General features: G+C 35.1%; 13 protein-coding genes and 2 rRNA genes. 10 read left to right on the top strand and 5 right to left on the bottom strand.

What is annotated here, in order from left to right; all coding sequences use genetic code 11:
- Positions 1–28: 28 nt before the first annotated feature.
- The 3 genes from BUB80_RS20415 to BUB80_RS20405 all read right to left on the bottom strand — a co-directional run bounded on the left by BUB80_RS20415 (position 29) and on the right by BUB80_RS20405 (position 6,358).
- On the bottom strand, positions 29–1,855 hold the full coding sequence (locus BUB80_RS20415; protein WP_073297092.1) for an alkaline phosphatase: 1,827 nt from the start codon (positions 1,853–1,855) through the stop codon (positions 29–31).
- 76 nt (positions 1,856–1,931) lie between these two features.
- Positions 1,932–3,440: a RagB/SusD family nutrient uptake outer membrane protein gene (locus BUB80_RS20410; protein ID WP_073297088.1), complete on the bottom strand. Its 1,509-nt coding sequence runs from the start codon at positions 3,438–3,440 to the stop codon at positions 1,932–1,934.
- Positions 3,441–3,466: 26 nt separating this feature from the next.
- Positions 3,467–6,358, bottom strand: coding sequence for a SusC/RagA family TonB-linked outer membrane protein (locus BUB80_RS20405; protein WP_073297086.1), 2,892 nt, complete (start codon positions 6,356–6,358; stop codon positions 3,467–3,469).
- 384 nt (positions 6,359–6,742) lie between these two features.
- Here BUB80_RS20405 and BUB80_RS20400 point away from each other — a divergent pair, with 384 nt between their 5' ends.
- The 10 genes from BUB80_RS20400 to BUB80_RS20355 all read left to right on the top strand — a co-directional run bounded on the left by BUB80_RS20400 (position 6,743) and on the right by BUB80_RS20355 (position 22,303).
- On the top strand, positions 6,743–7,531 hold the full coding sequence (locus tag BUB80_RS20400) for an SDR family oxidoreductase (protein WP_073297083.1): 789 nt from the start codon (positions 6,743–6,745) through the stop codon (positions 7,529–7,531).
- Positions 7,532–7,742: 211 nt separating this feature from the next.
- Positions 7,743–9,320, top strand: coding sequence for a BamA/TamA family outer membrane protein (locus BUB80_RS20395; protein WP_228433900.1), 1,578 nt, complete (start codon positions 7,743–7,745; stop codon positions 9,318–9,320).
- Between the two features lie 188 nt (positions 9,321–9,508).
- Positions 9,509–12,685, top strand: coding sequence for a SusC/RagA family TonB-linked outer membrane protein (locus BUB80_RS20390; RefSeq protein ID WP_073297077.1), 3,177 nt, complete (start codon positions 9,509–9,511; stop codon positions 12,683–12,685).
- 19 nt (positions 12,686–12,704) lie between these two features.
- Positions 12,705–14,180: a SusD/RagB family nutrient-binding outer membrane lipoprotein gene (locus BUB80_RS20385; RefSeq protein ID WP_073297074.1), complete on the top strand. Its 1,476-nt coding sequence runs from the start codon at positions 12,705–12,707 to the stop codon at positions 14,178–14,180.
- Between the two features lie 273 nt (positions 14,181–14,453).
- Positions 14,454–16,799, top strand: a complete 2,346-nt coding sequence (locus BUB80_RS20380) for a phosphocholine-specific phospholipase C (RefSeq protein ID WP_073297071.1) — start codon at positions 14,454–14,456, stop codon at positions 16,797–16,799.
- A gap of 200 nt (positions 16,800–16,999) precedes the next feature.
- Positions 17,000–17,578, top strand: coding sequence for a hypothetical protein (locus tag BUB80_RS20375; protein ID WP_073297068.1), 579 nt, complete (start codon positions 17,000–17,002; stop codon positions 17,576–17,578).
- A gap of 100 nt (positions 17,579–17,678) precedes the next feature.
- Entirely contained in the window at positions 17,679–18,479 is an 801-nt protein-coding gene (locus tag BUB80_RS20370; RefSeq protein ID WP_073297065.1) for a WxL protein host-binding domain-containing protein, read from the top strand.
- On the top strand, positions 18,472–21,234 hold the full coding sequence (locus tag BUB80_RS20365; RefSeq protein ID WP_073297062.1) for a COG1470 family protein: 2,763 nt from the start codon (positions 18,472–18,474) through the stop codon (positions 21,232–21,234). Before BUB80_RS20370 ends, BUB80_RS20365 begins: the two co-directional genes overlap by 8 nt.
- The gene (locus BUB80_RS20360) at positions 21,231–21,767 is read left to right on the top strand and encodes a hypothetical protein (protein ID WP_073297059.1); all 537 of its coding nucleotides are present in this window, start codon (positions 21,231–21,233) and stop codon (positions 21,765–21,767) included. Before BUB80_RS20365 ends, BUB80_RS20360 begins: the two co-directional genes overlap by 4 nt.
- Positions 21,768–21,877: 110 nt before the next feature.
- The gene (locus BUB80_RS20355; protein WP_073297133.1) at positions 21,878–22,303 is read left to right on the top strand and encodes a hypothetical protein; all 426 of its coding nucleotides are present in this window, start codon (positions 21,878–21,880) and stop codon (positions 22,301–22,303) included.
- A gap of 698 nt (positions 22,304–23,001) precedes the next feature.
- On the opposite strand, the gene rrf is transcribed toward BUB80_RS20355, so the two are convergent.
- Positions 23,002–23,109, bottom strand: a 5S ribosomal RNA gene (gene rrf, locus BUB80_RS20350).
- Positions 23,110–23,224: 115 nt separating this feature from the next.
- Positions 23,225–23,317: ribosomal RNA gene (locus tag BUB80_RS20345) — 23S ribosomal RNA — on the bottom strand; the annotation flags it as partial.

The raw sequence follows: 23,317 nt of genomic DNA, 5'->3' as shown, positions 1-23,317 counted from the left end.
AGTTATCCACAATTTGTGAATATCTGTTTTACTTTCGGATTCCGTAGGCTTGCAGTATTTTATTGAAGATTTCCGTATTCTCAAATAATCCGGTAAACTCTTTAGAATTGGGACCATACGCAAATACACTTGCCGGAATAGAGGTATGATCATTGGTACTAAAATTACCAAATACCCAACCATCTTTTAAACTTCCGTCTAAGAGCGTCAACCCTCCTGTTTCATGATCGCCCACCACAATGACTAATGTTTCTTTATTTTCATCTGCAAACTTCATGGCTTTTCCCACTACCTCATCAAAATCTAACAACTCGGTAACCAGCTGCTCCAGATTATTACTATGTCCGCCTCCATCTGTTTGGGAAGCTTCTACCATCATAAAAAAACCTTTTTTATTTTCTTTTAAATCATTTAAAGTTAGATCAAAAGCATCAGCAAGCCAGTTTCCCCTGCCATCAGTTATTCTTTTTGAAGCTAAAGGATCAATCACCAATGTTCGGTTATTGATTTTATTAACCGATTTCAAATCTTCAAATAAGTCAATCTTAGCATCTTTTATTTTTTGCCTATTCTCTTGTGACAATCCACTTGTTGGGCCGCCAATCAAGATCTTTGTTTTAGAGTTCACAAAATCTTTCAAAATAGGTTCAGAATTGTTTCTATTATCAGAATGTGCATAAAAATCTGCGGGTGTAGCATCGGTAATATCTCCTGTAGAAATGAGTCCTGAAACCATTCCTTTCTCTGCAATAATATCCGGAATCTGTGCCAGCGCTTTTCCTGCTCCATCAACACCTACAAAAGTATTTTTTGTTTTTACGCCCGTTGCAAAAGCCGTTGACCCTGGAGCTGAATCGGTAATATAAGCATTCGATGAATTTGTTTTAGACAATCCTGTAGCTTTCATATTAAACACATTCAGCTTTCCTTTATTCGCGGTGAAGGCTGCATAATATTGAGGTAAAGAAGTACCGTCAGGAATCAGGAGAATCACATTTTTTACTTTTTTGCTGATTCCGTCTGTTTTATAAGTGGGAGAATAAGTGCTGTACTCTTTTGTATTTTTATAGAAATTTTTAGGAATAGTATTCATAAATTTCTTGAGATCCGGAATATGGTCGGTATTGATATAGTCTACTCCTAAATCCATAAGATTTACCCAAGCATTCGTAAAATCAGGAGCTCCGTAAAATCGTATAGACTTTTGTTGAGCGTGTGCTTTTTCCACAGCCTTTTTAATCTTGTCTGTTTCTTCATCTCTTGGAATTCCTTTTCCATTCCATTTTACCAATTGTGGTAAATCTGCACTGAAAAGCCCAATCCGCTTCAGCTCATCCGATGTATAATTCTTATCTAAATCACCATCAAAATAAAGGTAGCTTGGATAATTTTTAAAATCAGAAGGTTCTGGTCTTCCACCTGTAATTACTATTTTAATTCCGTTGTTTCCTGTAATTTCAGGATATTTTTTCAATGTCTTAATTAATGCATTCAGACTCGTTTTATAATCTAGTTTAATATCAATAAGGAGCTGTAACTTTTTTTTCGTATCTGGATAAATATTTCCTTTGTTCAGTTTAATCTGTTTTGAAATAGGATCCAGATAAAGATTTTCTAAGGTTCTATCAGGCGATAATTCTTTTTCTGTGTGAGCTACCCATAATTGATCTTTTACTAAAAAAACATCTGCTTCAATAGATCCAAAATTGGCATAATACGCTTCCCAAAAAGGAATCTCCTGCATATAATCATTATGCGAATGCGCATTGCTCGCATTATAGTTTAAATAATTCTGAGCCTGACTTTTAGAAAAAAAAGCTAGGGCTGCTAGCATCAAAACTTTTACCTTTTTCATAATTTTTATTAAAAAGCGGTATTACTACAGAAGTTTCTGTAGTGATACTGCTTACATTTATTGTTATATTATATGATTACCAACCTTCATTTTGTTTAATGATTCCGTGGCTGTTGACAATTTCAACCTGTGGTACTGCCCATACATTATGTATAGCAGGATTAAAATTTCTTACTGCCCAGACCTGCTGTCCGCTTATCCCATGAAGAGGCTGTGCATAAACATTTTTAGCATCTCCCCAACGCACCAAATCTCTGTGTCTGTCTGCCCATTCACCTGCTAATTCGCAACGCCTTTCATGTTTAAGATCAGCCAGTGTACATCCATTTTTAGGAGTTAAGCCTGCACGAGTTCTAATCATATTGATTTCCTGATCAGCATTTTGCCCCAACATGATTTTGGCTTCTGCTTTGATAAGAATTACCTCAGCATAACGCATAATCGGAACTGCAAGATCCGTACACGGATAATCTCCATTGGCGCTTACATGTCCACTATTTAAAGGATATTTAAAAGCATCCATATATTTATTAAACTGATATCCTGTAAGAGAATTGGTAGAAGCGTAAGTTCTTTGAGTGCCGTTAAAGGTAAAGGTGTCCCCCAACCTCAGCACGGTTGCACTTCTTCTTTTGTCCCCTGCTTCATATTCATCGTACAATTCTTTTGTCGGTTGAAAATATCCCCAACCGTTATATTCTCCCCAACCTTTATTTTCCAGCATCACGCCCGGAAGAATACTTCCCCAAGATGTAAACTTCGGCGTTCCCGGAATAGACCAGATATATTCTGAGCTGTAATTATTTTCAGATTTGAAAACATCTGCATAATTTACCAGCAATGCTCTGTTTCCCTGTGTCATTACTTCATTAGCCCAGAAAGCAGCATTCTGATAATCTTTCATAAACAGGTATACTTTTGCTAAAAGTGCCCATGCCGCTGCTTTATGAGGTCTTCCAAAATCTTTTGCAGGCAGATCTTCCTGTTTAGGCAATAATTCGGCTGCTTTTTTAAGGTCATTTACAATATAATTGTAATTCTCCATAACATTCGTAGCTCTGGGAATTGGATTTGGATCAGGTTCTTTTGTACGGTCTATAATAGGAATTCCGGCTTTCTCGTTCCCATAATTATAGGCCAATTCAAAATACATACGACTGCTCATAAACAAGGCTTCACCGAGATATTTATTTTTTACCGCTACTGAAGTCTGAATATTATCAATATTCCTGATCACGCGGTTGGCAACTCCGATCACACTATATCTTTTATTCCACTGTGTTTCAAGGTCTCCCGCTGCAATGTAATTACTGCTAAAGTTTTTAGCATTATCAGCCTCACTTCTTGCTCTTCCTGTTACCATATCATCACTGGCATTGATGAACCAAAACAAACCTCTTCCGTAAAATTCTCCATCAAACAAAGGCTTATACATCGCGTTAGCTCCTGTGATAAGATCATTCTCTGTTTTCCAGAAGCTGGATTCTGTAGGAGTGCCTTCAGGCTGAACATCCAGCTCATTGGTACATGATAATGTTGTAGCTGCAATTCCTGATATCAGTATAATTTTATATAAAAATTTCATCTTTTATTATTTTAATCGTTAAAAAATTATAATCCGGCTTCAATACCGAAAATGAATGAACGAGCTTGTGGATATCTACCCGTATCTACTCCATAAGAATCCATACCTACTTCAGGGTCAAAGCCTGTATATTTTGTTATGGTAAACAAATTGTTAGTCGTTACATAAATTCTCAATCTGTTTATATTAAGCTTTTGGTAAAGGTCTTTTGGTAAAGAATATCCTACCGTAAGGTTTTTAAGCCTCAGATATGATCCGTCTTCCACATAAAAATCAGATACTTTTGAATAGTTTCCACTAGGATCTCCATGAACTAATCTAGGAATATCGGTATTGGTATTTTGCGGTGTCCACGCATTTAATATATCCCGGTCCATATTATAATTCTGTCCTGTTCCGCCCGGATTTAATGAAATAAACTTCAAACCGTTAAAAATTTTATTTCCATACACGCCTTGGAAAAATACATTAAGATCAAAACTCTTCCAGGTCATATTATAGGAGAACCCATAAGAAAATTTAGGATAAGGGTTTCCAAGATTCACAAAGTCATTATTATTTAAAACGCCTGTATTTCCTTCTTTTTTCAGAAATTTGATATCACCTGGTTTTGCATTGGGCTGTATAAGATTTCCATTAGCATCTTTATAATTATTGACCTCTTCCTGTGACTGGAAAATACCGTCGGTTTTATATCCGTAATAAGAATACAGCGACTCTCCTACTTTTATTCGGGTAGGTTTTAGAACACCTCTTACGCCATTAGTGTTAATAAAAATTTCGTCTACATCTGCCAGTTGTTTAACCGTATTTTTTAGTTGACTGAATGTAGCTCCTATGGAATACGAAAAATCTCCCGTTCTTTTGCTGTTATAATTAATTCCTAATTCATATCCTTTATCCTGAAATAACCCTGCATTGATATACTGACTATTATAAGTCGAAGTACTTGGTAAGCTTACATTAAATATCTGATCTCTGGAATTTTTCACGAAATAATCAAACTGTAGAGAAAGACTGTTTTGCAAAAAGGAAGCATCTAAGCCGAAGTTCGTCTGCTCAGATTTCCCCCACTTTAAATCCGGATTAGGACGTATTGTCGCGTAATAAGCGATGTTCTGAGAAGGATCCTGACCGAAAATAATATTATTATCTCTAATCATTAAAGGGTTTACGGCTTGTGAAGAAATACCTCCAAGATTTCCTAAAATCCCGTAACTTCCTCTCATCTTAAACATAGAAATCCAAGAAATATCCTTCATGAAATTTTCTTTAGATACTACCCAAGCTCCGGAAACTGCATAATAATTGGCAAAACGGTTATGCTTTGCTACTAATGATGATCCATCTCTTCTCCCTAACAAACTGACGATATACTTACCTGCATAATCATAATTAACTCTTGCCAGATAAGACACTAAAGACTGCTGGTACCGATAGCTGGAAGCCTCTCTGTTTGTGTCTGCTGCATTCTGAAGATATTGAAAAGCTTCAGCCTCACTTCTGAAATCATAGGTTTTTGCTAAAAAACCTTCATCAATTGTTTTCTGGAAAGTAAAACCAGCCAGAAAGTCAAAATTGTGCTTATTAGCGGCTATCTTATATGTTAAAAGTTGCTCTGCGAGAGCAGTTGATGAATTGTTCGACTGATATTCTAAATTATTTGTATCAAATATTTTCCCCACTTCCGGCACTCTGGCAGTAAAATTTTTAATATTTCCAAGCCTGAATGTTTGTGAAAAATTAGATCGGAATTTAAAATCTTTTGCCAGACTAATTTCCGCATACGGATTAATTAAAATCTCATGTGTAGGATTTCTGATACTGATTCTTTTAAGATACGCTACGGGATTAATCATATCTCCATAACCTCCTGCCACGTCAATTGGCAGTCCTGAAAAAGCACCTGTTGGTGTATACACAGGTACATTTGGAGGATAATACATTGCGGCCACAAGAGCTCCGGTATATCCGCTTTTGGTGTCGGCTGTATTTCCATCGGAGTAATTGTAATACATGTTTTCCCCAATCATTAACCAATCTTTTACCTTATGCTCTGAATTAACTCTGAAATTATATCGTTTTGCTTGAGTATTCAATAAGATACCTTCCAGATTACGATGGTTCATTCCAACAAAAAATCTGGATTTATCACTTCCACCACTAAGATTAACATTATATTCCTGAATCATTCCTGTACGAAAGATTTCTTTCATCCAGTCGGTTCTTGTAATTCTTCCATCAGGATATTTTTCTGCATTAAATGCCAATGGTAAATTGTTCAATTTTCCTGCATTTTCAAATGCCTGATACATGACATCCTGAAATTCTGCTGCATTTAATGATTCCTTAAGCTTCCAAGCCTGGTTAATACCATACTTAACATCAAAATCTACAGTCAGACTTCCCTTTTTTCCTCTTTTTGTAGTGATCAGAATAACTCCTCCCGAAGATCTCGCACCATAAATAGCTGCCGATGCATCTTTAAGTACAGAGATATCTTGGATATCATTCGGGTTAATAGAAGGAGTTCCGTTAAAAACTACCCCGTCTATAACATACAATGGTGTTTCTCCATTGATTCCTCCCAAACCACGGATATTAACTTTAGGTGAACCGTTAGGATCTCCTCCTTCATTGACGACAGTAACTCCCGGAGTTTTTCCCTGAAGCACTTCTCCGACTCCCGATAATGATCGTGAGCTCAGTTTATCAAGGGAAGTTTCAGAAACAGCGCCAGAAACTTTTGTCTTTTTCTGTGTTCCATATCCTACAACTACAATTTCATCGATGGATTTTTCTTTTAAACTGTCCTTTTTTTGCTGGGATAGCAATATCGGTGAAATAGATATTGCGCCAATTAAAAGTCCCCGGCCTGCCAAGTAAGATACGGAGACAGGGATTTTAAATAAACTCATGTCATCATTTTATTAAGATGCAAAAATAGATTGCACTTAATGCTATTTTCGTTAACACTTTCTTATGCTTTCATTAAAAAAACATTAACAATATCAAGCACCAACACCCCATAAACAAACCGAATTATAACAATATGCTATGTAAATAATTATATGTTTTTACACATCTTGATTGATAATTTATTATATTCATTCAAATACCATTTACTTAAATTAACATTATTCTTAATTTAAGTAAAAATATTTACGGCTGTAAATTAAATTAAGAGAGTTCATTTTTCTTTTTTACATTTGCTGAACATTAATATACCGAGCATACAGGTAAAGATTAAGAGATTAATATTTACAGCCACCCCCCATAACTCTAAAAGTAATAAGAAGTAAATGACAATAATCATCACAGGAACCTCATCAGGAATAGGTTTTGTTTTAGCCGAGTATTTCGGAAAGAAAGGTCATAAAGTCTATGGTTTAAGCCGAAAACATACAGAAAGCCAATATTTCAAATCGATTCCTACAGACGTTACAGATAACGATGCAGTGCAACATGCAATTGCAGAAGTATTGAAAACTGAAACCAAGATTGATGTTTTGATTAACAATGCCGGAATGGGAATGGTAGGCGCCGTGGAAGATTCTACGAAAGAAGATATTTTAAAATTATTCAACCTTAATTTGGTGGGCGCTGTTCAGATGATGACTGCCGTTATGCCCAACATGCGTGAAAATAAATTTGGGCAAATCATCAATGTTTCCAGTATTGGAAGCGAAATGGGATTGCCTTTCCGTGGATTTTATTCTGCTTCAAAATCTGCTTTGGATAAAGTAACAGAGGCTATGAGATATGAAGTGTATCCTTGGAATGTTCATGTTTGTTCGCTTCACTTAGGAGATATCAAAACCAATATTGCAGAAAACAGAGTGAAAACAAAAGTTTCTGAACCTTACAAAAACGTCTTTGATAAAGTATATGCTTTAATGAATTCTCATGTGGGGGACGGAACCGAACCGCTGGAAGTTGCAGAATATGTTGAAAATCTTTTAGGAAAAAATAAATGGAAAGCTCATTATTATTTTGGTAAATTCGGGCAGAAAATTGGAGTTCCGTTAAAATGGATTCTTCCTCAGGGAACTTATGAAAATTTAATGAAGAAATATAATAAACTGGCCTAGTTTCAGTTATTAAACAAATTCTTAACTATAATAAAAAAATATATTTTGAACCATTAAGATTTATTTTAAGCATTTAAGTTGAGTTAAGATGAATCATTCTGATTTTTAAGCCCAGACTTAATACGAAGTTAAACTTAGTAATCTTAACAACTTAATATACCTTAATGGTTTAATTAATTTAAAATTGAAGTTATTTCTAAAAATATTTTTTGTGCTATTTTGCGTTTTTATACAAGCGCAAAAGAAGCATTATTTCCTAATTGATTCTGAAACTAAAGTCAAGAAAAAGGTAAAAGATTCTGTATCTGCAGTAAAGTTTCTGGATTCTCTGGCTCAAAGCAATTATTTTTTCACAGAATTAAAAGATGTGAAAATAAAAGGCGACAGCACAGAAATTTTCTATGATAAAGGAAAAAACTTCAACGAAACGTACGTCAATCTTTCAGATTCTATTACTCAGAAATTAAAAATTCAGAGAGATTTTTTTACTAAAAATTTAGATTCAACTAAAAAAGTTCTTAACAAAAGATATATTGATGATGGATATTCTTTCAGCAGAATCAAGTCTAGATATAAAGGTCAGAAAAACGGCTATCCTATCGTAGAATTAGATATCAATAAAAATGATAAAAGAACCATCAACGGCTTTGTAGTAAAAAATTATGTAAGGGTTCCTAAAAGATTTATGAAGAATCTTGAAAAAGAATTCAAAGGTAAAATATACGACGATAAAAATCTTTTGGCGATTAATAAAACCTTTCAAGGACATCCTTTTTTGAGTTTAGAACGGCAACCCCAAACTTTATTTACAAAAGATTCTACCCAAATCTATCTCTTCATGGAAAAGAAAAAGACCAATTCCTTTGATGGGGTCATTGGTTTTGGAAATGATAAGACAGAGAAGTTTACTTTAAACGGAACCTTGAATGTTAATTTCAAAAACATGTTCAATGGTTTTGAAACCGTTAATTTATATTGGCAGAGAAACCCAGATAAAGGTCAGAATTTCGATTTACAAACCGATATTCCTTATCTGTTTAATTCTAATGTCGGATTAAATATGAAGGTTAATATCTTCAGACAAGACTCTACTTTCGCCAATGTAAAAGCGCTTCCTGCTTTCTACTATCATATCAATAACAGAAATAAAATTGGTCTTCGAGGAACTTTCGAAAGCTCAAGTATTATAGACTCGTTATATGTTCAGGGGAAAGATTACAATAAAAAAGGAATCGGGGTATGGTTTGAAATGGTGGAACCTACAGATATTGATCTTTTCCTTTACAAAACAAAGATCAACGCCGGATATGATTATCTGACAACAACATATACGAAAGACAATATTAAAGCTCCACAAAATCAATTCTACTTTTTTGGAGAACACAATTATCATATCAACGGAAACCACTTCCTCAATATAAAGGCCGAAGGCGCCATGATGGACTCAAAAGTAGAGTTTTCCACCAACGAATTATACCGTTTTGGGGGATGGAATTCTATGCGGGGCTTCAATGAAAATTCCCTCGCTGCCGACTTCTATTATTACGGAAGTTTAGAATATCGATACCTCATCGGAAATCAGGCCTTTTTTGATGTTTTCGGACAATACGGGCAGCTCAATAATAAATCTTTAGGTGTAAAACCGAAACTCTACAGTGTGGGGCTTGGTTTCAATTTCTTCATCCCGATTGGGCTCATGAGTTTCCAATTGTCGAACGGTAACGAATTTGGAAATCCGTTTAAATTTAATGATACAAAAATTCACTGGGGAATCCTAAGTAGATTCTAAGGCAAAAAACGCCCTGTTTATCTATATTTATAATAATTTAAAAAAAAGCGAAAATTATTATATAAAGCTTTTTTTGTACTTTACAATTATGTTAAATTTCTTAACATTTAACTTAAAAATCATATTTTTATCTTAACATAATATTAAAGCCCAAGTAATGGTAGCTGACTAAATTTGTCCTCAAAAAAATGAAGAAGACTTTAGCTACTTTTGCAATTTTTTTGCTCCCCCTTTATTTAACTGCTCAAGAGATCAACATTTCAGGAAATGTAAAATCTGAAAATGGATCCACAATCTCAGGTGTAAATATCACCGACAAAAACACAGGAAAATCTGTAACCACCGATCAAAATGGTAGTTTTACGATCACTGCCAACCCAAAAGACATCCTTGAATTTTATTCCCCAGAATTTTCAAGCTATTCTGTAGAAGTTTCTTCAAAAAGGAATTATTCTGTGGTTTTAAAAAAGGTGAATGAAAAACAAATCGAAGGCGTTGTAATTACCGCTTTAGGTATCGCCAAAAAGAAAGAGAAAATTGGATATTCTACTCAGGAAGTTGGAACAAAGCAATTCGAAACCATTACCACTCCAAGCATTGGAAACTTATTTTCAGGGCAAGTTGCCGGATTGAACGTTTCTAACCCTACAGGAATGCAGCAGGCTCCGGAATTTAATTTAAGAGGAAATTCTAATTTGGTTTTTGTGATTGATGGGGTTATTGTTGAAAAAGAAGTATTTCAAAATTTAGATCCTAATAATATTGAAAACATCAATGTCTTGAAAGGGGCAACCGCTTCTGCTCTTTATGGTTCAAGAGGTCGATACGGAGCAGTTTTAATTACTACAAAAACGGCAAAGAAGAAAGGCTTCACCGTTGAGTTCTCTCAAAATACAATGATTACCGCCGGATTTACCAATCTTCCAAAAACACAAACCGAATACGGAAATGGCTCACACGGAAAATATGAATTCTGGGACGGCGCAGACGGTGGAGTAAATGATGGCGACATGATCTGGGGACCAAAGTTTGTACCCGGAACTAAAATCGCCCAATGGAACAGCCCGATTAGAGATAAACTAACAGGACAAACTATTCCTTGGTATGGAACCGTAGCGGGAAGTCAATATAATGATAAATCAAGATACGAAAGAGTTCCTATTGATTGGGAATTTCATGACAACTTAAAAACGTTCATGAAACCTGCGATGATCAATAATAACAATTTTGCCATCAGCTATAAAAACAATAAAGACGTTTATAGATTTTCAGGGAATTTCATGAATTACAATGACAGAATTCCTGATGCTTATCTTCAACGTTATGGGGTTAATTTTTCATCAGAAAATCATATCAGTGATAAATTAATTTTTGACAGCAAATTTAGTTTCAACCAAACGTTTACTCCTAATATTCCAAACTACGACTATAATCCGAGTGGACATATGTATACCATCCTGATCTGGATGGGTGGCGATGTAAACGGAAGAGATTTAAAAAATCATATGTGGGTTCCGGGACAGGAAGGCAGAGCGCAGGCCAACTGGAATTATGCATGGTACAACAATCCTTGGTTTGGAGCTGAATACTATAAAAATAAGAACCGAACAGATATCATCAACGCTCAAACAGGGCTGGAATATAAAGCAACAAAAGACTTCTCCATCAAAGGTAAAATTTCCATTGTTGAAAATCACAACAAACAAGAAATTTTAAGTCCATATTCTTACTTCAATTATAGCGCGCCAAGAAGTGGTGGATATCTTTTAAATGATACCAAAACATGGAATCTCAACTCTGATGTTTTAGCAACTTACAAAAAGAAAATTTCAGAGAATTTTAATTTCACCATTAATGCAGGGGGCTCTACTTTTTATTATAAAAACAATGTAGATAATGCTTCAACAGATGGGTTAAAAGTTCCTGAACAATACAGCTTAGACAATTCCATCGGAAATGTAAAATACTACGATTATCTAAAAGAAAAATTAATCTATAGTGCTTATTCTACGATAGATTTTGAATTATATAACGCATTCTTCATCAACGTTTCAGGACGTAATGACTGGTCTTCTACTCTACCGAAAGCCAACAGATCATATTTCTATCCTTCCGCTTCAATAAGTGCCGTGATTTCGAATTTAGTAAAAATGCCGGAAGCAATCAATCTACTAAAAGTATCAGCTTCATGGGCAAAAGTAGCCTACGATTTCCAGCCTTACACCATCAGAAATTATTATGATATTAATAAAGGAATTACTTTCAACGGAAATCCTACCTATTTTTATCCTACAACATTAAACAAAGAAAATTCTTTAAAACCTGAACAAACGAAATCTTACGAACTTGGTCTAAGCGCAGGATTATTCAAAAACAGAGTTACTTTGGACGCTACATATTTCAGAACATTAGACTATAATAACATCCTTAAGTTCCCAAGTGCCGAATCATCAGGTTTCACATCCCAATATGTGAACGGAAATGAATACACAACAAAAGGTTTCGAGATTTCACTTGGATTAGTCCCTATTAAAACAGCCAATTTTACTTGGAAATCTTTGATTAACTGGAGTACTTATACCCAGAAGCTGACTTCTATCTATGATAATATGTCGAATTACAACAACATCAAATTAGGGGAAAGAATGGACAGCTATTATGACATCACGTGGCAAAAATCTCCGGATGGAAAAGTGATTTTAGATGCGCAAACAGGAATGCCTACAAGAGCAAATGCACCTACCAACTTAGGTCATTTTGGTCCGGATTGGACGTTTGGATTTAACAACACATTCAAATATAAAAAATTCACTTTAAACATTGGAATCGACGGAAGTATTGGTGGCGTAATGAGATCTCAGGTGGTTGAAAAAATGTGGTGGGGTGGAAAGCACCCGAATTCTGTAGCATACAGAGATCAGGAATATGCGAATCCAGGAACTTACTATTTCGTTCCGGATGGAGTCAACTATAATGCTGCCACAGGAACTTATACTCCACATACCAAAGCCATCAGTTTCCAAGATTGGGCACAGAATTATCCTTACCAAGCAAGAGTAACGGAAGATGAAAGCGAATTATTCGCCAATGTATTCGACCGAACTTTTGTGAAGTTAAGATCAGTCGTTCTTGAATACGACTTCTCTTATTTACTTAATCCAAAAGGAATGGTAAAAGGATTCACAGCCAACATATCTGGATATAATCTGGCGATGTGGAAAAAATCTAAAAACCTATACTCTGATCCCGATTTTAAAATAGGAGTAGGAAATGACAGTAAGGATCCAGCAAAAATTGGTTCCGGAAATGATATTCAGGACCCGTCAAGCAGATGGTTTGGAATTGGATTCAATCTTAAATTTTAATTAACAAGCATTTATCAACATGAAAAATAGTATAAAATCATTATGTATTATCGGAGTTCTTGCGCTTACTTCTTGCGAAACCAGTCTCGATAAGATCAACGAAAATCCCAATGACCAAGCAAGCATTGATCCCAAATTTCTTTTAACCTACGTTTCACAAAATGCTTTTCAGGTAAATGGTGATAATATGTATGCTTCAAGAATGATGATTGGAACCGACGGTGAAAATGTGTACCAATATATGAAGTGGAATGACACCTCTTTCGATATATATTCAAAGGGCCTTTTGAATACCGGGAAAATGATGCAGGAAGCAGAAAAAATCAATAACAAAAATTATCAGGCGATCGGAAAATTCTACAGAGCCTATTATTTCTTTAATTTGAGTTTAAAGCTAGGAAGTATTCCTTATTCTGAAGCGGTAAAAGGAGAATATGGAATCACACAGCCAAAATATGACAGTCAGGAAGCGGTGATGGCAGGGATTTTAACCGAATTAAAAGATGCTAATACTTTAATTAATACAAGCGATAAAATTGAAGGCGATATCATTTACAACGGAGATGCTTCAAAATGGAAAAAACTGATCAATTCTTTCCGTTTGAAAATCCTAATGACGATGTCTAAAAAAGCAACATTAGGAACTTATAATGTGGCAACAGAATTTTCTTCTATCGCTGGAAGCCAAAATCTCATGACCTCTATTGCCGACAACGGAGAACTGAAATTTGCAGATGCTGCGGATAGCAGATACACGATGTTCAATAATAGTGGTTACGGTTCAAGTTTGTATATGGCAGATTACTTTATTAATCTATTTAAAGACAGACAAGATCCGCGTTTGTTCACTTTTGCAGCACAGACTACAGGCGCCAAAGAAGCAGGAAAAGCGCTTACCGATTTCACAGGGTACAACGGAGGAAATCCTACCTCTCCTTATTCTGACAATGCAGCGTTGATTACCGCAAAAAATATTTCTAAAGTAAACGATCGTTTCTATAAAGACCCAACCAATGAACCTTCATCTGTTTTAAGCTATCCTGAATTAGAATTTATTTTAGCAGAAGCTACAGCAAGAGGTTGGATCTCGGGTTCAGCAAAGTCACATTATGATAATGCGATTAAAGCAAGTTTTACTTTTTATCAAACCTATGTTAAAAATCCAAATCAGTATTTTGCGGGATTTGATGTTAATCAATATTTAACTAAGTCTTTAGTTTTATATGACAACTCAGCACCATTACAATCTCAATTGGAGAGGATTATGACTCAGAAATACATGACAATGTTTCACCAGGCACAATGGACTTCTTATTATGATTATCTGAGAATAGGATATCCAAACTATCCTTTACAGACAGGAGTTTCAGCTCCGTTGAGGTTTAGATATCCACAATCAGAATACAATTATAACAATGCCAATCTAAAAGCTGCCCTTGCTTCACAATATGGAGGAAATGATAATATCAATTCTAAACCTTGGTGGTTGCAATAAAAGATTATACCACAAAAGATACAAAAGCTTACTTTAATATGTTGAAAAAATAATAAAGTTTACCCAATAAGAAAATCAAATATTTTCAAAAACTTAAGTGTACTTCTCAACAACATTATTATAAACTTAATAAACTTTTGCTCCTTTTGTGGTTATTAAAAAATTCAAATAAGAGTGGTAATAAAAAGCAGATACTCTTAATTTTTAACCTCAAAATAAAAGAAATCGCAGGAAAAGAAATTAACTTGCGGTTTCTTTGTATTACAATTCAAAATGGACAGAAGAGAATTTTTAGAAAAATCAAGTCTTTTATTAGCCGGTTTGGGAACATCAAGCGTTTTACATCCTGCCATTTTAAAAGCTTTAGCAATAGAACCTGCTGCTCAATCTACTTTTTATGATGCAGAACATGTGGTTATTTTAATGCAGGAGAACCGATCTTTCGATCATGCTTTCGGAGCATTGAAAGGCGTGAGAGGTTTCTTAGATAAAAGAGCATTCATAAAACAAGACGGACATTCCGTTTTCTTTCAAAAAAATGATGCAGGAAAATATGCGTCTCCTGCTCGTTTAGATCTTAGAAATACAAAATCTACCTGGATGAGCTCCCTTCCCCATTCTTGGGACAATCAGCAGAAAGCGTTGAATAAGGGGAAATATGATCAATGGCTTCAGGCAAAATCATCAGGGAATAAAGATTACAAAGAGATTCCGCTGACGCTGGGATATTACAATCGTGAAGACCTACCATTCTATTATCAGCTGGCAGATGCATTTACGATTTTCGACCAATATTTCAGTTCTTCATTAACAGGCACAACACCCAATCGTCTTTTCCATTGGTCAGGAACCATTAGAGAACAACAAAATGGGAAAGCAAAAGCTAATGTTTACAATGAAAATATTGATTACGAAAAATCTAAACAGGCAAAATGGAAAAGCTTTCCTGAAATTTTAGAAGATCAAAATGTTTCATGGAAAATATATCAGAATGAAATAAGCCTTCCCAAAGGAATGTCTGGTGAACAGGAGGCTTGGTTGAGCAATTTCACAGACAACCCGATTGAGTGGTTCTCAAAATTCAATGTAAAATTTTCAAAAGGATATCATAAAAACATTCCGAATATCATTGCTTATTTAAAGCAGGAAATTGAGAAAAATCCAAAGCAAAAAGAAAGATTAGAAGGAATGATTGCCGAGCTTCAGGAAGATTTAGTAACCTATAAACCTGAAAATTTTGCTAAACTTTCATCAACAGAAAAAAATCTTCACGAAAAAGCTTTCACCACCAACTCGAATGATTCCGGATATTGGGATTTGGAAATCGGGCAAGACGAAAACGGAGAAAGGTTGGTCGTCCCAAAAAGCGATGTCTTATTTCAGTTCCGAAAAGATGTAGAAGAGAAAAAGCTTCCACTCGTTTCTTGGCTTGTTGCTCCTGAGCATTTTTCTGATCATCCTGGTTCACCTTGGTACGGTGCGTGGTATATTTCTGAAGTGTTGAATATTTTAACCAAAGATCCTGAAACCTGGAAAAAAACAATTTTCATTATTAATTATGATGAAAATGATGGATATTTTGATCATGTTTTACCTTTTGCTCCCCCAATGAATCCTAGCCAACCTGTGGATATGAATGGAAAAGAAGGCGCAGAATATGTGAATAAAAATCAGGAATACATGTCTACCCAGCAATTGAAAGACCATGAAAGAATAGAAGGAACGGTTGGCTTAGGCTATAGAGTTCCGATGATTATTGCATCTCCGTGGACTAAAGGTGGTTTTGTGAATTCTGAAGTATCTGATCATACTTCTGTGCTACAATTTTTAGAAAAATTCATCAAGAAAAAACATAATAAAGATGTTACAATAGATAATATCAGCGATTGGAGAAGAGCAATTTCAGGAGATCTAACTTCTGCTTTTAATTCATCTAACGTGAAAGCTCCACAGATGGATTATTTAAATCAAAAAGACTATGCAAAGACCATTAATGCAGCAAAAAACAAACCTGTTCCCAATCTTAAATGGTATTCTGAAAATGAACTGAATTCTAATTTACTTGAAATTCAGGAAAGAGGGGCTAAGCCATCCAACCCGCTTCCTTATGATTATCATGTAAATTTTGAGAATGGAAAAATAAAGATGGCTAACTTAAAAGAAGCTGCCGTTCCTTTATTAATTTATGACAGAACACAATTTGACAATGATCAATTCCATTTTTCTTATGCTTTATATGCTAAAAAGGAATTATCTCATTCCGTAAATTCAGGAAAGTATGATCTTGAAGTTTTTGGTCCGAATGGTTTTTATCGAAACTTTAAAGGAGAGGCAAAACCTGATGTAGAAATTTCATTACTCAACAATCCGGCAAAAAATCAAGTGGAATTAGTTTTCAAAAAGAATACAAAAGAAAATGTCTCAGTTTCTTTAGAAAACCTTTACGCAAAAAGTCAAAAGAAAATTTCTTTACAACATGCCGAAGAAAAAATAATTATCGACCTTAATAATATGAAAGGTTGGTACGATTTAAAATTAAATTCAGGAAATCACAATTGGCATTTTTCAGGAAGAATAGAAACCGGAAAAACTTCTACTTCTGATCCGCATTGGATCTAATTTAAAAATATCATTAAAAATGAATCAAAGTCTTGCATCAATGATGTAAGGCTTTTTTTATTGATTCTAGTCATAAAATATTAGAATTCAGTTTAATAAATTTCAATTAGAAAACAAATAATAAAATATTGATAATTAATAAAAAATATTTCATCATTTGATGATTTTTATTAACTTCACATGACCAAACTTTAAAAACCATGAAAAAACTTAAATTATCTATTGCGATGTCTCTTTTTGCTTTGGCGTTTTCTGCTCATGTAAATGCACAAGATACCAACACAGACAATCATACGATTACAATTAGTATTCCAGAAGTTGCTATAGTTGATATTGAACCGGCAGCTACTAAAAACATTACTTTAGGTTTTACTGCGCCTACAGAGGCAGGGCAACCTCTTTTACCAAGTGCTTCTAATACTACACTTTGGCTGAATTATTCATCCATTAAATCTGTTGCAGATCCCACTCGTAATGTTACGGTAAAACTAGACGCTATTATCCCGGGAATAGACATCCACGTTACTGCAGCTGCAGCTACGGGAGCAGGTGCAGGAACATTGGGTACGCCCTCAGCTCAATTAACATTGAGTGCTGTAGATCAGACTATTGTTTCAGGAATCGGAAGTGCATATACCGGAAATGGCGCCAGTAATGGACATAACCTCACGTATGCTTTAGCGGCAGGTAGTGGCCCTGGTGGAGTTGCTGCTTATGCAGATTTACAGGCAACTGCTACAACTACTGCAAAAGTTACTTACACGATTTCAGATAATTAACACTGAAGAAATAACATTTTACATAAGAAGAAATTGAGTACTCAGTTTCTTCTTACCTTTCTTTTGCTCTATACTAACTACAAAAACTTTACATAAAAAAATGATAAAGCGCATTTTCTTTTTTATATCCCTGCTGATACCATTTACTTTTTTACAGGCAAGTATTGTCGTTCTAAACGGACTTACCCACAACTATAAAGTGGAAAACGGACAGGTTTATAAGGGAAAAATTGCGATTGAAAATACAGGGAGCAAACCGCAAAGTGTAAAAATATTCTTACAGGATCTTAGTTATCAAGCAGATGGAACCATTAGTTATACTGCCCCACATACAAACGAAAGAACCAATACAGACTGGATTAAGCTTAATACCAATTTCATTACCCTGAAAGGCAAAGAAAAAACAGAAGTATATTATGAAATCACCGTTCCTAAGCAGCTTTCTAAACCAGGAAGCTATTGGAGCGTTTTTATTGTTGAACCTGTAGAAGATGTAAAACCAAGCGACAGTAAGCAAGGGGTTAACATCACTTCTATCATCCGATATGCGATTCAGGTGATTACAGATTACGATGCTGAAAAAGTAAAACCCGATCTAAAATTCGAAAGTGTAAAAATTGAAAAAGAAGAAAGCAAGCAAATTGTAAAAATAGCAATTGCCAATAAAGGTGATATTTATTCTAAACCTACGGCGTCTATAGAAATCTATAACCGTAAAACAGGACAAAAAATGGGGGTATTTTCCAGTCAGGCTATGGGACTATTACCAAAAACATCCAAATCCTACCATATTGATCTCAATAAAATACCGCCTGACCAATACAATGCTGTCATCATAGCAACTGATGAAGACGAAAACGCGTTCGCTCTGAATGTGGAACTAGAAGTAAAAAATGATTAAAAATTGGACTCTATACTTTATCATTCTCTTATTATTCCCAGTACTTTTTTTTTCTCAGCAACAACCTAAAGAATTTGTCAGCAAAAAAGATAGTCTACTGCCGGGAACGGCTACCTCTATTTCCTTTACAATAGAAAATACAACCTCGGAAAATAAAGTATACGACATTCATGTAGAAACTTCTAGTCAGTATATAGTACCCATTATTACAAAAAGTGAATATCCGGTTTCAGCAGGCCAAAGTTCCGTGTATATTGTTCCGCTAAGAATTGCTGCTGAATGTCCACAGGGAAACTATACAATTACCTTACATGGAAAAGAGAAAAATAATGGTGACCCAATTATTAAATCTTTACAGGTAATTATTTCGGGAAGTAAAAAATTAACAGTAACTGCAATTAATTCTCCAGAATATGTAAAAGCCGGCGAAACCATCAACTCTTCATTCTTTTTAAAAAATAGTGGAAACATCACCGAAAATCTTGTGCTCGAAAGTAAAAATGCAGTTCTCGATAACGAATCTCAACTTCTTCTACTCCCCGGTGAAACAAAAATAATTACAGTCAGTAAAAAAACAAATCCTGATTTAGGAAAAAATGAATATTTCAATCTAAATCTTTCAGTCTCTTCTGCGGATAACTTAAAGGAAAATCAAACCGTTTATACGACTACCAAAATTATTTCAGTAAAACCTATTGAAGACGATATCTACCATCGTCTCCCTATTTCAGCATCTTTATCTTTCATCGGAATGCAGAACAGAGGAGTTTATCATGACGGTTTTCAGGGAGAAATTTATGGGAAAGGAACACTTGATAAAGACAATAAAGGACAACTTGAATTTCATGCAGTCAGCAAAAATCCTGTAGAGTTTAGTTCTTTTACCCAATATGAAGAATATTTTATTAATTATAAAAGAGATAACTTCTTCGTTCATCTAGGAGATAAAACCTATACTTCATCTTATCTTACAGAATTTGCCAGATATGGGCGAGGTGCAGAATTCAGATATAACTTCAAAAAAATTAGCATTGGAAGTTTTTATAATCATCCGAGATTTTTTCTGGATGTAAAGGATGAATTTAATATTTACTCAACATTTAAAATCAATAAAGAATCTGAAATTACCACTGGTTATTTATACAAAATACCAAGAACCGAGGATGAAGGATTTAGTCTTAATGGATTGACACTCGATTCTAACGCTCACCTTCCTTATGCAACAGGGAAATTTAAACTTAATAAAAACATCGACGTTTCCGGTGAACTAGCGTACAGTAAAACGGAACGAACAGAAGGAAGTGCTTACATGATGCAGGTTTTGGGAAGTTTCGAAAGAATCAATGGAAATATAATGTACATGAGGTCTAGTCCGCAATTTGCCGGATATTTTACCAACACCAGTACCTTTAATGGAAACCTTCAATACAAAATTTCAAAGCGCCTCAATCTATTTGTTAATTATGTACAGGATGCCAAAAACTTCAAAAGAGATACCTTATTTTTAGCAGCGCCGTATAGAAATTCTCTGCAATATGGAATCAATTATAAATATGCAAAAAAAGGATCTGTGATGATTTATAATGGTTATCAGAAATACAAAGATCGCTTGGAGCCCAGACAATTCGATTATTATGAAAGATTCGTGAGAGTGAGTGTTGATCAGGAGATTGGTGCTTTTCAAATCAATGCACAAACTCAATTTGGTAAGACTGATAATTATCTGTCGGATTTTAAGGGTAATTCAAGTTTTTATACACTTAATCTCGCTTTTGAAAAATTTAAAACTTCATTTAATGTATATGGAAGCTATGCCATAACATCGCGCTATCAAATGAAAAACGAAAAGCAGATATATTATGGTGCCCGTGTTCTAAGTAGATTTTCGAACAGTACTTATCTAAGTATATTTTATCAAAATAATTATCTGCCTGAAGAATATTATAATGACCGAAATCTCTTTGAAGTCCTTTTTCATCAACAAGTTTTCCAGGGTCATGATTTTGATGTATCCGGACGTTATGCTTTACAACGTGGACAATTGGGAAATAAAGACTTTATATTTTCAGTTCGTTATACATGGCGTTTCAATGCTCCGGTGCAAAAAACTGCAGAATACACTACTTTATCTGGAAACATTGGAAATCTTGGAGCTAAAAAAATAGAAGGTATCAGACTTGTCATGGGTAGTCATCTTTCAGTCACAGATAAAAATGGCAACTATATTTTCAAAAATGTAAGTCCGGGAGATTATCTTTTGGAAATAGATCGTTCAACAACAGAAATTAATGATATTGCTGATATATCATTACCAACTCAGGTACTCTTAACCAATAAAGAGAATATCTTTAATTTTAATATAACGACGGCCGCAAATATTCAGGGGATGGTTAAGCTTAATGAGGCTTCGGGAAATGATCAATTGAGCTTTGCTCAGTTTCAATTTAATAAAGACAAAAAGAAAAAAGAAAGTATTATTATAGAAGCTTCCAATGGCGAACAAGTATATCGAAAAATAGGTTTCATGGGAGAAAAATTTGATTTCACTTATCTTCGCCCAGGAAATTGGAATGTGAAGATTTATAGAAACGGATTGGATAAGCGCTATAAAATATCAATGGATGCTTTTAGCTTTCTATTAAATCCTTCTGAAACCAAAGATATAACCATTAATGTGGTGAAACAGCAAACGGAAGTAAAATACCAACAAGAATCTATAAAAGTAGGATATAATGAAATAAAAAAGAAAAAATGAGATGCTTCAGTAACATATTATATATAGTAATCCTTGGTATATCTGGCACCATATTTTCACAAACTACTGGAAATAGTGCCGTTTCTGTAACATTACCTATTGTGACATTATTAGATATAGAGCCTACAGGAAATTTTGCATTAAATTTTACTGCTCCCACAGAGGCAGGCTTGGGAGTAGTAAATCCAATGTCTAATACCACCAAATGGATCAACTATACATCTGCAATTGCTCCTGCAGGAGTCACAAGAAGAGTTACGGCATCCGTGAATCAAGTCATTCCCGGAGTTAATATAAGATTACAGGCAGCAGCAGCTTCTGGAATGGGTGGCGGTACTTTGGGAACCAGCGCTGGGCAGGTTACGCTTACTACAACAGCGGTTACTATCATCAGTGGAATTGGAGGAGCATTTACGGGAAATGGGGTAAGTAATGGTCATCAACTCACCATCAGCCTTGTTCCTAATACATATGCTAACTTGTCAGCACTTACCAATACACCGGTTGTTATTACGTACACCATCACCGAGTAAAATTAAATACAATGAAGTTTAACATATATTTTACCAAAAAACAATTTACTCTAAAATACTTATCCATTGTTATTTTACTATTATCCAGTTATGCTGTTAAAGCACAAACATTGACAGTCTCAGGAACAAGTTGGGCTGTTCCTATTCTTTCTATCACTGAAGCTGGTTCGGATTATAGTGGCCCTTATCAAAGTGCAGCCAACCAGATACTCTTAACAGCAAGTGTCCCACTTTTATTAGGAAGTGCAAAAGTTTCCGTACACTATCAGGCTAATCCAACATGGAATAATGCTTTAATCTTATCTGCTAAAAGAACTGGTAATGGTACAACAGTCTGCTTATTATGTAATATAACAGGAGGTACAGCCTACCAAGCTCTTACTCTCACTGATATTGAGCTATTCAGAATTGTTGCTGTTCTTGCACTTGCATCGTATAGTAATATTCCTATACAATTAGAACTAAGTGGTGTATCGGTAACGATTCCCGCAGCAGCTTATAATAGCAGAGTTGTTTTTACTATAAGTGCACTTTGATGTTATAATAAAGATCAGCCTTACCTTAACTTGTTCGGTAGCTATTTCCTGCTATCCGCTCATACTCCTCACGCCAGAGCACTCCAACGCTAAAATCCTTACCTTTTCCAACTCCTTGTTGTGGGGTAACCGCTGCTATCAGGGCTAGGGGCTTTGTCTTTAAGATAAATAGTTGTTAAAAAAATAAGTTACTGAGACACTCAAAGCACATCAATCTTTGCTGAGTGAAACCGTATAAATCTAAAACCTCACAGGTTTTAAAAACCTGTGAGGTTTGTTGTGATACCCAGAAAAAAAAGAGATTGCTTTACTTCTACAGGAGGGTTAAATTTGAGGATAATGATCTCTCGCAGATCAAGCGGATTAAGCAGATTTTTAAATGAATGAAAAAAGAGGGATTGTTGTTTGTAAAATGTAAATACAAAAAATGATTTAAAAGGAATAGTTGAGATCCTTTCAGGATGACAAAAAGTGTGGATATAATTTTTGGTAAAAGATTTATGTTTTTTGAGATTGCTTCGGAACTTCGTTCCTCGCAATGACGCATCTAGCATCTAGCATCTAGCATCTAGCATCTAGCATCTAGCATCTAGCATCTAGCATCTAGCATCTAGCATCTAGCATCTAGCAAAAGTAAAGCTTTGAGTTTTGCGTAAAAAAAAAGTCTCATACAATACTGTATGAGACTTTTAAATAAAAACTGGCGGCGACCTACTCTCCCGCTTTCGCAGTACCATCGGCGCTGGTGGGCTTAACTTCTGTGTTCGGAATGGGAACAGGTGAGCCCCACCGCTAAAACCACCCTAAAGGTTGTATATAGCTATTGGCTGTTGGCATATTACCTACGGCCACGGCTTTTTAATCGATAAGAATATTCACAAAGAGAGAACCTTGAATGCGCAATTAAGCACTTGCCAATTAGGCAATAAATCTACGGGTAATTAGTACTACTCGGCTATGCTGTTACCAACTTTACACCTGTAGCCTATCAACGTCGTCATCTCCAACGACCCT

Source organism: Chryseobacterium polytrichastri (genome assembly GCF_900142445.1).
GTDB classification, from domain to species: Bacteria; Bacteroidota; Bacteroidia; order Flavobacteriales; family Weeksellaceae; genus Chryseobacterium; species Chryseobacterium polytrichastri.
Note: the sequence above shows the minus strand (reverse complement) of the source record. Positions and strands in the feature narration are given on the sequence as shown.

Coding starts and splice junctions, on each gene's coding strand:
- BUB80_RS20415 (WP_073297092.1), bottom strand. CDS start 1,855: ATGAAAAAGGTAAAAGTTTTGATGCTAGCAGCCCTAGCTTTTTTTTCT.
- BUB80_RS20410 (WP_073297088.1), bottom strand. CDS start 3,440: ATGAAATTTTTATATAAAATTATACTGATATCAGGAATTGCAGCTACA.
- BUB80_RS20405 (WP_073297086.1), bottom strand. CDS start 6,358: ATGAGTTTATTTAAAATCCCTGTCTCCGTATCTTACTTGGCAGGCCGG.
- BUB80_RS20400 (WP_073297083.1), top strand. CDS start 6,743: ATGACAATAATCATCACAGGAACCTCATCAGGAATAGGTTTTGTTTTA.
- BUB80_RS20390 (WP_073297077.1), top strand. CDS start 9,509: ATGAAGAAGACTTTAGCTACTTTTGCAATTTTTTTGCTCCCCCTTTAT.
- BUB80_RS20385 (WP_073297074.1), top strand. CDS start 12,705: ATGAAAAATAGTATAAAATCATTATGTATTATCGGAGTTCTTGCGCTT.
- BUB80_RS20380 (WP_073297071.1), top strand. CDS start 14,454: ATGGACAGAAGAGAATTTTTAGAAAAATCAAGTCTTTTATTAGCCGGT.
- BUB80_RS20375 (WP_073297068.1), top strand. CDS start 17,000: ATGAAAAAACTTAAATTATCTATTGCGATGTCTCTTTTTGCTTTGGCG.
- BUB80_RS20370 (WP_073297065.1), top strand. CDS start 17,679: ATGATAAAGCGCATTTTCTTTTTTATATCCCTGCTGATACCATTTACT.
- BUB80_RS20365 (WP_073297062.1), top strand. CDS start 18,472: ATGATTAAAAATTGGACTCTATACTTTATCATTCTCTTATTATTCCCA.
- BUB80_RS20360 (WP_073297059.1), top strand. CDS start 21,231: ATGAGATGCTTCAGTAACATATTATATATAGTAATCCTTGGTATATCT.